The organism is Leptospira ognonensis, from assembly GCF_004770745.1.
GTDB classification, from domain to species: Bacteria; Spirochaetota; Leptospiria; order Leptospirales; family Leptospiraceae; genus Leptospira_A; species Leptospira_A ognonensis.
In genome coordinates, this window is the sequence record NZ_RQGD01000005.1 from 121,081 (window position 1) to 134,691 (window position 13,611).

10 protein-coding genes are annotated in these 13,611 nt (G+C 37.4%); 9 read left to right on the forward strand and 1 reads right to left on the reverse strand.

The features are described from left to right. Positions 1-20: 20 nt before the first annotated feature. The gene (locus EHQ58_RS01560; RefSeq protein ID WP_135621576.1) at positions 21-779 is read left to right on the forward strand and encodes a hypothetical protein; all 759 of its coding nucleotides are present in this window, start codon (positions 21-23) and stop codon (positions 777-779) included. Positions 780-905: 126 nt separating this feature from the next. On the opposite strand, the gene mnmG is transcribed toward EHQ58_RS01560, so the two are convergent. Further along, positions 906-2,780 carry a tRNA uridine-5-carboxymethylaminomethyl(34) synthesis enzyme MnmG gene (gene mnmG / locus EHQ58_RS01565; RefSeq protein WP_135621577.1) on the reverse strand — a complete coding sequence of 625 codons (1,875 nt, stop codon included), beginning with the start codon at positions 2,778-2,780 and terminating at the stop codon, positions 906-908. 154 nt (positions 2,781-2,934) lie between these two features. On the opposite strand from mnmG, the gene EHQ58_RS01570 reads away from it, so the two are divergent. From EHQ58_RS01570 to gyrA, 8 genes are all read left to right on the forward strand, one after another. Further along, positions 2,935-3,858 carry a branched-chain amino acid transaminase gene (locus EHQ58_RS01570; RefSeq protein WP_135621578.1) on the forward strand — a complete coding sequence of 308 codons (924 nt, stop codon included), beginning with the start codon at positions 2,935-2,937 and terminating at the stop codon, positions 3,856-3,858. 9 nt (positions 3,859-3,867) lie between these two features. Then, complete coding sequence (locus EHQ58_RS01575) at positions 3,868-4,815, forward strand: hypothetical protein (RefSeq protein WP_135621579.1); 948 nt, start codon at positions 3,868-3,870, stop codon at positions 4,813-4,815. Between the two features lie 152 nt (positions 4,816-4,967). Continuing rightward, a complete protein-coding gene (dnaA, locus tag EHQ58_RS01580; protein WP_135621580.1) occupies positions 4,968-6,293 on the forward strand; it encodes a chromosomal replication initiator protein DnaA in 1,326 nt (441 codons plus the stop codon). 243 nt (positions 6,294-6,536) lie between these two features. After that, a complete protein-coding gene (gene dnaN, locus EHQ58_RS01585) occupies positions 6,537-7,655 on the forward strand; it encodes a DNA polymerase III subunit beta (RefSeq protein WP_135621581.1) in 1,119 nt (372 codons plus the stop codon). Further along, positions 7,655-8,752 (forward strand): DNA replication/repair protein RecF, encoded by a 1,098-nt coding sequence (recF, locus tag EHQ58_RS01590; RefSeq protein WP_135621582.1) that lies wholly within the window; start codon positions 7,655-7,657, stop codon positions 8,750-8,752. Before dnaN ends, recF begins: the two co-directional genes overlap by 1 nt. Before the next feature lie 5 nt (positions 8,753-8,757). Then, entirely contained in the window at positions 8,758-9,078 is a 321-nt protein-coding gene (locus EHQ58_RS01595) for a DciA family protein (protein WP_135621583.1), read from the forward strand. 79 nt (positions 9,079-9,157) lie between these two features. Beyond that, complete coding sequence (gene gyrB / locus EHQ58_RS01600) at positions 9,158-11,077, forward strand: DNA topoisomerase (ATP-hydrolyzing) subunit B (RefSeq protein ID WP_135621584.1); 1,920 nt, start codon at positions 9,158-9,160, stop codon at positions 11,075-11,077. Between the two features lie 18 nt (positions 11,078-11,095). Beyond that, complete coding sequence (gene gyrA, locus EHQ58_RS01605; protein ID WP_135621585.1) at positions 11,096-13,609, forward strand: DNA gyrase subunit A; 2,514 nt, start codon at positions 11,096-11,098, stop codon at positions 13,607-13,609. Positions 13,610-13,611: the final 2 nt, after the last annotated feature.

Consider the following 13,611-nt stretch of genomic DNA (forward strand, 5'->3'; position numbering starts at 1 on the left):
ATCTAGGAGAAATCTTTTCTATGAAATCTATCTTTCTTTTCTTTATTTTTATTAACATCCCCCTCCTTGCCTATACACCTGGAAAATGGTCCTACAAAGATCAATTTACTTTAAGCAAAGCAAACAACGGACCCTCGAAAGAAATCATCCGAAATGGAGAAGGGGTGGTGATCTATGTTGCAGAATACTCTTATGATGAAAATGGGCATCTGATTCAGGAAACATATTCTGACAAAGAAGGTAAGTCCGACGGAAAAACAGTCTTTCGTTATAAAGAAGGAAACATCATCGCGGAAGAAAGTTACGGTGCAAACGACACTCTCGTCGAAAAAAAAGAATATTTTTATAAAAACAAAACTCTGAATAAACTCATCACCCGGGATGGAGAAGGAAAAATCCAAATCCAGTATCATCTCACAGCTGACAAAGACGGTTCGATCATTTCGGGTGAAGGTAAAAATTCAGAATCGAATGATATCGAGTCTTTCAAATTTATCATCGATCCCAAAAGACCTAATGTGCATATTCAAACACTGCTTGATGATAAAAAGAAGACCCTAGGTGAAATTCATTTCAAATATGATTCAAAAGGTAACCTTGTAGAAAGAGAATTTTTCCAAGGTGATGTCCACCGTGTTCATAAATTAAAATACAAATCTGACGGATCCCTTGAGAGTTTTACGTTTCACGTGAAACAAGGTGATACATGGATGATTGAAAAAACACACACGCTTGTGTTCGAAGATAAGAGCAAAAATAAAGTATCAAAAAAAGATTAGATTCAAGGGGAGTAGGTCTTCGGTGATCTGTTAAAATCGAAACAATATCATTCGTTCCTACTGTCCCACTGAACTCAATCTCCTCACAGAAAGACCGGGTAAATAAGCGAGAGACGAGATCTTGATTTATTTTTTTTCCACAAGATGGTACAAGAGAAGGTCCACATCCGATGGATCAACTCCGGAAATGTGAGCAGCTTTTTCTAAATTCATGGGTCTATGTTTTTCTAATTTCAAAACTGCTTCCGTCTTCAATCCTTTCACACTTCCGTAATTAAAATCTTCAGGGATGGGAAGAGTTAGAAATTTTTTACGATATTCGATCGTTTCTAGTTCACGTTTTAAATATCCTTCATACTTAATTTCCATCTCAAGGACTGCCTGGTCTTCCTCAGAAAGGTCTTTTAACTCAGGGAGTAAAATCTCACAATCTTGGATTTTGATTTCGGGACGTTTCAGAAACGATGCCACCGTGTGACCAAATTTATAATTTAGAATGCCTCTTGTTTCCAAAAGTTTTGTAAGTTCAATAGAGGGCTTCATGGGCAATGTAAGGATTTGATTTTTTAAAATATTTATACGTTCATATCTTGCCTTCATCGCTTCAAAGGTTTCTTCTTTTACAAGGCCCATCTCAAATCCATACTTCATCAACCTTTGGTCAGCGTTATCTTGTCTTAAAAGTAGACGATATTCTGCACGACTTGTGAACATACGATACGGATCCTCAACGCCTTTATGGACAAGATCATCAACAAGCACACCGATATAAGATTCACTTCTTGGAAATAGAATGGGTCCTTCCTTTTTGAATGATTGGATCACGTTATAGGCCGCAACTAAACCTTGTGCGGCTGCTTCTTCATAACCTGTCGTTCCATTGATCTGACCTGCATGAAAGAGACCCTTTATTTTTTTGGTTTCAAGAGTAGGAAATAGTTCTGTCGGATCTACAAAATCGTATTCAATTGCATAACCGGGACGCATGAGCTCAACTTCCTCAAGGCCACGTACTGTTCTTAAAAACTTCCATTGCACTTCTTCTGGTAAACTAGTAGAAACACCATTCAAATACATTTCATTCGTATCGTATCCTTCTGGTTCAATAAAGATTTGGTGCCTCTCTCTTTCCGCAAATCTGACAACCTTGTCTTCTATCGAAGGACAATAGCGAGGACCAATGCTCTTGATTTGGCCTGAGTACATCGGAGAAAATTCCAAATTTTCACGGATGTATGCGTGCGTTTTCTCATTTGTATAAGTGATGTAACAAGGGATTTGTCTTCTCTCGATTTTCTTTGTAGAATAAGAAAATGGTTTGGGAGATTCATCACCATGCTGCTCTTCGAGGATAGGAATGTTGATCGAATTTTTATGAACTCGTGCTGGTGTTCCCGTTTTCAAACGTCCTAATCTAAATTGAAATCTAGCAAGCGTGGCCGAAAGACCTTTGGTCGTAGGCTCGCCAATCCTTCCTGATTCTTTTTGATACGTACCTATATGGATGACGCTGGAAAGAAAAGTTCCTGTCGTAAGGATCACATGATTGGTTTTAAATTCAAACCCACGTCCAGTAATGAGTCCGACAATCTGATTTCCTTCCACAACTAAGTCTTCTACCGTATCTTGTCTTATAGATAAGTTCTGAATTTTTTCTAACTGATGTTTGATATGAAGTTGGTATTGTTTCTTCTCCGCTTGTGCTCTTGGAGCCCAAACAGAAGGACCCTTGGAGGTATTAAGCATTTTGAATTGGATGCCTGTGGCATCTATGGCTTTTCCCATCAAGCCGCCGAGTGCATCTACTTCTCGGACCATATGACCCTTAGCTATCCCACCAATCGCAGGATTACAACTCATCTGTCCTATGGTATCTAAATTCATGGTAATGAGTAAAGTTCTCAAACCACCGTTTGCAGAAATGTAAGCAGCTTCGGTTCCGGCGTGCCCCGCACCAACAACGATACAATCAAAACGATCAGGATAAAAAGGTGTACTCATATTATGTCTTCTAACAATCCTTAAGATGCGATGAACTTTAATTGCATCTACCTAGAACGATAACAAATTTTCTGCCTCATCCTACTATTGAAAAAAAGATAAAATTCATTTTCTAAAAACGAAAGTTCTAAAATCTGGAAGTCCAGGATTCTCTATGACCACCAATACAAAAAATTTATCCTATTTCGAAGGAAAGATCGTTCCCGCCGAGGAAGCAAACATCAGCATCCAAACTCATGCCTTTCAGTATGGCACAGCTGTCTTCGGTGGCATCAGAGGGTATTACAACGAAAGTAAGCAGAATCTTTTTATGTTCCGACTTGAGGATCATTTCCAACGTTTATTGAATTCTGCGAAAATCATGCAATTGCAGTTTGATAAAACTCCGAGAGAACTCGTTAGCATTACTTTAGATTTATTAAAACAATCGAACTATAAGCAAAACATATACATTAGACCTATCATTTATACATCGGCACTGCAGCTCTCTCCCAGATTCCATGATGTAAAAACAGAAATTGCTATCTACATTCTAAAGTTGGATGACTATCTCGATACACAAAACGGGCTAACTACGATGGTGAGTACTTGGCAAAGGTTTTCTGATAACCAAATACCAACTTTGGCTAAGGCAAGCGGTGGGTATGTAAATTCTGCACTGGCAAAATCCGAGGCAGTACAGAATGGTTTGGATGAAGCTATCTTTTTAGATTCTCGAGGCTTTGTTTCCGAAGGATCCGCTGAAAATATTTTCCTAGTTCGTAATAATGAAATATCGACACCTAGCATTGTTTCTTCGATACTCGAGGGAATCACTAGAAAGTCGATCCTAACAATCGCCTCCGACTTAGGTATCAAAGTAACAGAAAGAGATATCAGTCGATCAGAGCTATACATTGCAGACGAAATCTTTTTTTCAGGAACAGGGGTTCAGGTAGCATGGGTGAAAGAAGTAGATCGCCGAAAAATTGCTGCGGGCCAAATTGGATCTATCACTAAACAATTACAGACTTTATTTTTTCAAATCGTTCGTGGCGAAAAATCTGAATATATGTCTTGGTTAACGCCAGTTTACTGATAAGCGAATATGCAAGTAAGTCCTGATTATTTTCAGTTGGATGAAGTGAAGGGTCAGGAGGTTGCTCTTACTTATTTAAAATCATTTTTAAAGCATCCAGACAAGATTCCAGGAGTATTGATTTTCCATGGTCCAGATGGAGTTGGCAAATGGTTTGCGGCCGAAAGATTTTCGAGACAATTGCTTTGTATTGACCAAAACTCTTGTGGTATTTGTGAATCTTGCAGATTATTTATGAGGGGGGAACATCCAGATTTCATCCAGTTCCCTAGAAATAAAAATATCGCCATTGGAAAGGATAAAGATCCTGAAGAGTTTACCATCCGGTGGTTACTCGGAAACAGAATTATTTTTAAACCTCATGTTTCACAAAAAAGAATTGTACTGTTTCCCGAGGCTCAACGAATCAATAATGAGGCTGAAACCACTCTTCTCAAAACATTTGAGGAACCGCCGGATCATACCAAATTCATACTCATAGTAAACGATATTAATAAATTAAAAAAGACAATCGTATCAAGAGCTGTCTGCATACCTTTTCATTACATTCCTCAAAACATGATTCGATCTCTAACGAGCGGACTTGATAAGACATTCAAAGAATATTATGGGGGATCTTTAAATCCTTTTGAAATACCAGAGGATGTCATTGAAGAATGGCATGAGGTTGTTAGAGAGCATTGTCATGACCAAATTCTAATCTTAAAATTAGAAAACTGGGTTCGCGAACAAATGACGGATCGCAAAGGTAAAAAAATTAAAATTGAGAATGTAGATTTTTTAGAAATGATCTGTTTGCTTTTGATTTTTGAATACAGAACAGAAAATTTTGATTCTAACATTCGAAAGGTGCAAGCAATTCTTGATTTTAAGACGAAATTGCATTATGGGATCCCGGCTCTTGAATATTTTCTATTATCCCAACTCTTTCTAAAACTAAGCACCTACTCTCGTTAGGTGAAACCAATCTCCCTCAACTGTACATGAGACATAGTTTTCTTACTTAGCAGCGACATTTTTCCTGTTTTAATTCAGAGTTCGATTTTTCATTTGAATTCTACCTACTGAATGGAAGTATAGTACCCGGTCTGTAAAAAGGAATTTTATCATTGGAATTGAGCTGGGAACAAATTTTAGAGGAAGTGTCAAAGCTCGTACCTCCATTTTATTTTAAAAACTTTATAATGCCTTTGCAGTTCCGGAAATTTGAAGGACAAGAGATCTATCTCTCCGCCCCTTCCTCTGCAATCAAAACACATGTGGAAGCAAAATATGCTTCAGCCATAGAAACGGCAACCTATCAGATCAAAGGTGAATCCTTTAAACTGATTTTACTTCTCGATAAAGAAGAATCATCGTTCAAGATGAAAGATGCCATCGAAAGCAGATTTGATGGATCCGATACAGAGTTGAATGAAGAATATACTTTCGACAATTATTGCACCTCTGATAGCAATCGATTAGCTTACACAGCGGCAAAAAGCATCAGTGAATCTCCTGCAAAATTCAATCCTTTGTATCTTTTTGGTCCGGTAGGTGTCGGTAAGACGCATCTTTTGCATGCCATAGGAAATGAAATCAAAAGAAGAGATCCTTGGAAAACCATTCGCTACGTAAATAGCATATCGTTTTTGAATGAATTCATCTTTACGGTAAGACAAAATAATAGAGATAGCTTAGAATCTTTCAAAATCAGATACCAGTCATATAACGTATTATTATTTGATGATATACAATTTTTAAATAGTAGTGCAGAAAAGACGCAAGAGGAGTTCTTCGCTCTATTTAATTTTTTATACGAAAGGAAAAGGCAGATAGTAATCGCTTCCGACAGACCAAGTTATGAATTACCATTACATGACCGATTAAAATCAAGATTTGTTCACGGCTTGCAGGCCGATATCAAAGAACACGATCTCCAATTACGTATTGGTATGTTCCGGCAATATTCGAAATTGTATGATATTCCTATGAGTGATGAAATGCTGGCATGGCTTGGAGCAAACAGCGAAGGTGACTCTCGTGCTCTGCTCGGAATCATGAATGATTTGATCCTCTTCAAAAAAGCTTACGATTATTTTGTACTGCCAGAGGATAAGATAAAGGAAATCGCGAACGCTAGATTGCAAACAAATCGAAAAAGGATAGGATATAATCCCGATCAAATTATCGATTTGTTATGCGAAAGAATGCACATTGCGAGAAAAGATCTATTGGGAAAAAGTAGAAAGGCTGATTTTATAACACCTAGACACCTATGTATGTTTCTCCTACATGAAATACTTTCTTTACCTAAGGCTCAAATCGGACGGATTTTTTCAGCCCAGCATTCTACCGTGATCCACGGGATCGATAAGATTCAAGAAAAGATGGCAGGCGATGTAAACCTTGCCGATCTTTACCAGTCGATAAAACACCAGATTTCCTTTCAATAGTTGTCAATTTCTTTGTCTGTATCCTGTTCATAAGTTGTGTATAGGACATAACAGCCAAGTTTCTCGGATTATGTATGATTAAAGCTGTAAAAGTGACATAACTTTGAACATGAAATTGAATGAAAATATAAGACATAATTCAATAAAAATTGAAGAATTCTGGCTTTATCGACATACTGACAGAAACAACAAAGACGACATAATATATATTAATAAATATATAAAAAGAATAAGAGGAAGAATATGAAGTTCACTGTCAATACTACGGAATTCTTAAAGGCAATCAATTCAGTGGATGGTGTAATCTCTGTTAGAGAAATTAAATCCGCACTATCAAATTTAAAAATACAAGCCTCTGACTCTACAGTTTATCTTTCAGCGACAGACTTAGAAATTGCGATCAAAACATCTGTTAATTCAGTAGTCGGACAAAAAGGATCCGCAAGCCTTCCCGCAAAACAACTTTCAAGTATTTTTAAAAATTTGAATTTTGATACGACGAGTCTTTCAACTAACGAAAATAATGAGTCTTCAGAAACTTTGATCACAGATGCCAGCGGAAAAATGGATACAAAATTTAAAGTGAACGGGATCGATTCGGAAGACATAAAAACGATTCCGGTTGTATCAGATGATAACGTTGTTGAATTTCCGTGTCAGACGATTAGAGAGATGTTTAGAAAGACTTCTTATGCAATGGCAGTCGAAGAGACAAGATTTGTATTTAATGGATTATTTTTAAAACCAGAAAACACGGATTTAATTGTTGTAGGAACGGATGGCAGACGCTTATCAAAAATTGTTAGAAAATTTCCAAAAGAATTCCCGTTTAAAAATGGAGTGATCATTCCACATAAAGCTGTGAGAGAAATGCTGAAAATGATGGAAGGAAAAGAAACTGCAAAAATAGGATTCATTGAAGAACAGATTTATGTATCTTCTGGAAATATTGAGTTATTATTTAAATTGATCGATGGTAATTTTCCGGACTATGAACAAGTGATTCCAAAACAAGCATCACAATCAGTTAGGATCGTTAAAGCAGATTTTCTCACATTCTTAAAACAGGCATTGATATCAGCAGAAGAACCATCTAAGCAAATAAGATTAATTTTCTCAAATGGAAATGTTAATATAAGTTCATCTAACCCGGGAACGATGATGTTTGATCATAATATGCCAGTTGAATATTCTGGTGAACAGATAACGATCGCGTTTAAAGGTGATTATCTGAGTGATGTTGTTAAAGTCATTGATGATCCAGAAGTCATTCTAGAATTTTCTTCCTCGAGTGCGCCAGTTCTTTTTAAAGACCCCTCAGACAGTGATTTTGTTTCAGTAATTATGCCCATGAAACTCTAATGTATTTAAAGCGTATCTCGCTTACAAACTTTAGAAATCATAGCGAAACAAATTTAGAATTTAAATCCCGTTTAATCTTTTTCATTGGCAATAATGGAGAAGGAAAAACTAACGTCCTGGAATCTATTTCACTTTTATCTTATCTTAAAAGTTTTCGAGAATCAGATGAGAACCAATTGCTCATGTGGGATTCTCCTTTTACATTCGTTAAAGCCGAGTTCGAAGCTGGGAATGAAGATTATCTATTTGAATTTGGAATTCAAAATGGACCCATTTCAAAGAGAAAAAAAATTAAAATTAATGGGGAATTAGTTAAGAGAATTTCAGACTCTGTCGGATTCTTTAGATCTGTTATTTTAAGTCCGCCTGACATTAAAATTATTGAGGCGGGTAATATAGAGAGACGAAAATACATTGATGCTTTTATTTCTTCAACCAACTCCGGGTATTTAAATCATCTCATTGAATACAATCATATCTTAAAGCAGAGAAATTCAGCCTTAAAAAAAGATAATGCGACAGAAAAAGAAATTGAGATATGGAATGCTCCTCTCATAGAAAGAGAAGCTGAAATTTCTAAAGAGCGAAAACGAACCATAGATCAACTAAGTGAATATTTCTACAAAAATCTGATTTCTTTAAGTCAAGGTAAGGATCAATTTCAGATCGCCTACAAACCAAATGTTTCAAATAAGGAGGAACACCTTGAAAAATTAAAGCGAAATTTACGTAAAGATCTTGCAATTGGTTATACAAGTTGTGGAAACCATCGAGATGATATCCCAATTGGATTTGAGGATAAAGATTTGAGCCATTTTGGTTCGCAGGGTCAAAAGAGAAGTGCCGTCATCGCCTTAAAGACTGCAGGATTTCAGATGATTAGAGATCAAACAGGTGAGGCTCCCGTTCTATTAATAGATGACATTATTAGAGAACTCGATGTAAAACGTAGAGAATATTTCGTGAATTTGATATCCGAGTGTGGACAAGTATTTTTTACTACGACAGACTTAGAAGGCATAAAGGAGTATATCGGAAGTAAAGATTTAGACAGAGAAATTTTTGAAGTTCGCGATGGAAAAGTAACAAAGGTTTAACGAGTATGAAAAAAATTGAACTTGCAGATCTATTTCAAAGCTTAGAAAATTTTACTTTTGATAAAGAAGAAATCTTTGCCGATCAAACTTTAAAAATCATTCGTCGTGATTGGAATGATCTTGTGGGAGATGTTCTAGGCGATTCTTCATTGCCACAGAGTTTAAAGGATGGAAAATTACTAGTATCCTGCAAACACTCTTTAATTGCCCAAGAATTGGATTTTGCAAGGTCTGAAATCCTTCGAAAAATACTGGATAAGAAGCTTCCCATTTCTATCAAAAAAATAATCTTCCGCGCCGGCAATTCTCCAAATCTGAAGAAATAAGTATTGCTATCAAATGATGTTTTCACTTGCCCTTAAGGGCAAGTCTGAGGATACTTCCAATAGGATATAAGATTTTTTCATGACAAACGACCCTTCTCAAAATACGTATACAGCCTCAAAAATTAAGATTCTAGAAGGTCTAGAGGCAGTTAGAAAGAGACCTGGGATGTATATTGGCACCCAGGATGAGACAGGCCTACATAAAATGGTTTATGAGGTTGTTGACAACTCTGTGGACGAAGCGATGGCCGGACAATGTTCTGAAATCGACGTCGCAATCTTACCAGAAAACATCATCGAAGTTAAAGACAATGGTCGAGGGATCCCCACAGGGATCCATCCCGATAAAGGAAAATCAACGATAGAAGTTGTTCTCACGATACTTCATGCGGGTGGAAAATTTGAGAATGATGCTTATAAAGTGTCAGGTGGATTACACGGTGTTGGCGTTTCTGTCGTTAATGCATTGTCTACCTGGCTGGAAGTAGAAGTACACCAGAGCGGGAAAATTCATTACCAAAAATATTTAACGGGTATTCCAGTAGAGGATGTAAAAATCATCGGAGACACGGATCGTCACGGAACAACGGTTCGTTTTTTACCAGATAGTTCTATTTTTACTACAACCGAGTACGTATTTGAAACACTAACTTCTAGATTTCGAGAAATCGCATTCCTAAATAAGGGGCTATTGATCCGAATAGAGGATCGAAGAAGAGAAGACATCGCAAAACACGAATTTAAGTTCGAGGGTGGAATTGTTTCATTCGTGGAATACCTAACAGAGTCTAAACATCCTCTTCATAAGGTATTACATTTCGAGGGAGAAAAGGAAAATGTTTGGGCTGAAATTGCGATTCAGTATTGTGACACTTATTCTGAAAACGTATTTTGTTTTACGAATGCCATCAATAACAACTTAGGTGGAACCCACTTAGAAGGCTTTCGTGCCGCATTGACTCGAACACTCAATGATCATTTAAAAAAAGACCAAAACCTCTTCAAAAAACAACCTAACGGTTTTACTGGAGATGATGTAAAAGAAGGTCTTTGCGCTGTAATTTCGATTAAAATTCCTCAACCACAGTTTAATTCCCAAACAAAAGAAAAGCTTGTCAATGCAGAAGTGAAAGGGTTGATGCAAACGATTTCAGCAGAAGGTTTGAATTTATTTTTTGAAGAAAATCCTGCTGTCTTAAAAAAGATCCTAGAAAAAGGTATACTTGCATCAAAGGCGCGTGAGGCGGCAAGAAAGGCACGTGATCTTACTAGAAGAAAGACAGTATTAGAGGGCGGGGGATTGCCAGGAAAATTGGCTGACTGCTCAGAGAGAGATCCCGAACATTGTGAACTTTTTTTAGTTGAGGGAGATTCAGCCGGTGGGTCTGCGAAACAAGGACGAGATCGTCACATTCAAGCGATCCTTCCGTTGAAAGGTAAAATTCTTAACGTAGAAAAATCTCGCTTAGACAAAATATTTGCGAATGAAGAAATCAGAACCTTAATTTCTGCAATGGGTACAGGTATCGGCGACGATGAATTTAACGTAGAGAAATTAAGATATCGCAAAGTGATCATCATGACTGATGCTGATGTCGACGGATCTCACATTAGAACTTTGCTTTTAACTTTCTTTTTTAGATATATGAAGGCAATCATCGAAAGAGGAAGTTTATATGTAGCCCAACCACCGTTATACCAACTTAAATTTGGACGAGAAGCAATTTACGTTTATTCTGATCGTGAGAAAGAAGAAATCTTAAAAGGTCGTCCCAATGATAAGGTAGTCATACAAAGGTATAAGGGATTAGGAGAAATGAATCCAGAGCAGCTTTGGGAGACGACTATGGACCCGAAAGCCAGAGTGATGTTACAAGTTAAATTAGCGGATTTTGTGGAAGCAGAAGACACTTTTAACGTATTAATGGGAGATGACGTCTCACCTAGACGCCGATTCATCGAAGAGAATTCTTATAAAGTTGCGAACTTAGACTTATAATAGCTACGGATAAAATAAATGACCGAAATAGACGGCCAAGAAAACGAATCAACTAAAACATTAGCTCTAAACTTATCTGGAAGACCGGATATAGCTGGAGCACTAAAGGCTGGTGTAAGAGTAATTCCAGTCGAAATTGAAGACCAAATGAAAGAGGCTTACCTTGATTATGCGATGAGTGTAATCGTAGGCAGAGCGTTACCAGATGTAAGAGATGGCTTGAAACCGGTTCACAGAAGAATTTTACATGCAATGAATGAAAGGGCATGGAGAAGTGATAGGCCTTATGTCAAGTCAGCTAAGATCGTAGGGGAAGTGATCGGTAATTATCACCCTCACGGTGATACAGCAGTATATGATACGATGGTTCGTATGGTTCAAACGTTTTCCATGCGTGAACCACTTATAGATGGTCAGGGTAACTTCGGGTCTGTCGATGGAGACTTTGCTGCCGCATATCGTTATACGGAGGCACGATTAACAAAATTGGCCGAGGAATTATTGAAGGATATCGAGAAAAATACAGTTTCTTTCTCGCCAAACTTCGATGATACAAGACAGCAACCTGATGTTCTACCTGCAAATTTTCCTAATATTTTAGTAAATGGATCTTCTGGAATTGCAGTGGGTATGGCTACGAATATTCCCCCGCACAATCTAAGAGAATCAATCAATGCAGTTGTGGCGCTGATTCAAAATCCTGAAATATCGCTTTATGAATTGATGAAGATCATTCCAGGTCCAGATTTTCCAACAGGTGGAACGATCATTGGTGGAGAGGGATTGTATCAAGCGTATTCGACTGGAAAGGGATCGATAAGAATCCGTTCGAAAGTTGATATAATAGAAAACAATAAAGGTCGCGAGATCATAGTTATCAATGAAATTCCTTACCAAGTAAATAAGAGAAATCTGTTAGAGAAAATAGGTGATTTAGTTAATGAAAGGATCATTGAAGGTATCACTGAAATTTTGGACCTTTCCGACAGAAAAGGCATTAGGGTAGAGATTCACATTAAAAAGGATTTTAATGCTCAAGTTATATTAAACCAACTATTTAAGTTAACGCAACTTCAAGTAAGTTATGGAATTACGATGCTTGCGATCTTGGACAATCGTCCCAAAATTTTCCCGTTAAAAGAAATTTTGAAGGCCTATGCGACTCATAGAAATGAAGTCGTTGTTAAACGTACAGAATTTGATTTAGATAAAGCAAAAAAACGCGCTCATATCTTAGAAGGATTGAAGATAGCGCTCGATAATATCGATGAAGTAATTCGAATCATTCGCTCTTCAAAGGACCCTAGAGAAGCTCAGGCAAAATTGATTAGTACTTTTGCACTCTCCGAATTGCAAGCAGATGCAATTTTAGAGATGAGACTGCAAAGGTTAACATCTCTTGAAGTTCAAAAGATAATCGAAGAATTAGAACAGATTCGTCTCCATATCATGGACCTAGAAGATATTTTGTCAAAACCTGAACGTGTTAAACAAATCATTTGTGATGAGTTAACGAAAGTTGCCGAATCCTTTGGTTCAAATAGGACCACTGAAATTAGTTTGGAATCTCTAGAGTCTTCTAGTTTTAATGCAGAAGATTTGATTGCTGATGAAGAGGTCGTGGTTCAAATTTCGGAAGATATGTTTATCAAACGATTGCCTATGGATACGTTCAGACGGCAAAAGCGAGGCGGAAAAGGTATCCAAGGAATTTCCACTAAGCGCGAAGATTTTATAAAAAAATTAAGCATTGCTATGACTCATGATAATCTAATGCTATTTTCGAATAAAGGTAGAGCCTTTTTACTTAAAGTGTATGAGCTTCCTATTGCTACAAAAGAAGCCAGAGGGAAATCATTAAAAGCTATCATTAGTTTAACGGAAGATGAAATCATAACTTCACTTTTTGCATTTAGACAATTTGATGAGTCTGCGCTCCTCATGGTGACAAAAGGTGGATTTGTCAAGAAGATCCAGTTAGATGAGTTTTCAAACACTAAAAAATCTGGAATTATCGCGATAGGCTTGCGAGATGGCGATGAACTAAAAGATGTTCTATCAAATCGCGAAAGCTATGATGTTTTCATCGCAAGTAAGGATGGTTTAGCAATCAGAATGAACCTCAATGAACTTCGGTCCCAAGGACGAACTGCTTCGGGTGTAACTGCTATGCGTTTGGCGGAATCAGATGAGATCGTCGGATTGACCAAAGTGGAACCAAACACCAGTTTGATGTGCATATCGGAAAATGGCATTGGGAAACGGACCGACTTCGAAGAATTTTCTACAAAAGGTCGTGCGGGAAAAGGCATGACTTACTTGAAAGTAGGTGAGAAAAATGGAAAATCCGTCGGTATCTGCTCGGTGAGAGAAGAAGACGAATTGCTGGTAATCACACAATCCGGAATGTCGATTCGAGTGAGCGCCAAAGAAATTTCAATGGTTGGAAGATCTGCAATGGGTGTTAAAATCGTTGATACGAAGGATGATGACTTCGTAAAAGATTTTGCCATAGTAAAAGACACAGAGTAACT

Excerpts from the sequence above, each read along its gene's own strand:
- EHQ58_RS01595 (WP_135621583.1), top strand. The coding sequence starts at position 8,758 with ATGAAAAAAATTGAACTTGCAGATCTATTTCAAAGCTTAGAAAATTTT.
- recF (WP_135621582.1), top strand. The coding sequence starts at position 7,655 with ATGTATTTAAAGCGTATCTCGCTTACAAACTTTAGAAATCATAGCGAA.
- gyrB (WP_135621584.1), top strand. The coding sequence starts at position 9,158 with ATGACAAACGACCCTTCTCAAAATACGTATACAGCCTCAAAAATTAAG.
- EHQ58_RS01560 (WP_135621576.1), top strand. The coding sequence starts at position 21 with ATGAAATCTATCTTTCTTTTCTTTATTTTTATTAACATCCCCCTCCTT.
- gyrA (WP_135621585.1), top strand. The coding sequence starts at position 11,096 with ATGACCGAAATAGACGGCCAAGAAAACGAATCAACTAAAACATTAGCT.
- mnmG (WP_135621577.1), bottom strand. The coding sequence starts at position 2,780 with ATGAGTACACCTTTTTATCCTGATCGTTTTGATTGTATCGTTGTTGGT.
- EHQ58_RS01575 (WP_135621579.1), top strand. The coding sequence starts at position 3,868 with ATGCAAGTAAGTCCTGATTATTTTCAGTTGGATGAAGTGAAGGGTCAG.
- EHQ58_RS01570 (WP_135621578.1), top strand. The coding sequence starts at position 2,935 with ATGACCACCAATACAAAAAATTTATCCTATTTCGAAGGAAAGATCGTT.
- dnaN (WP_135621581.1), top strand. The coding sequence starts at position 6,537 with ATGAAGTTCACTGTCAATACTACGGAATTCTTAAAGGCAATCAATTCA.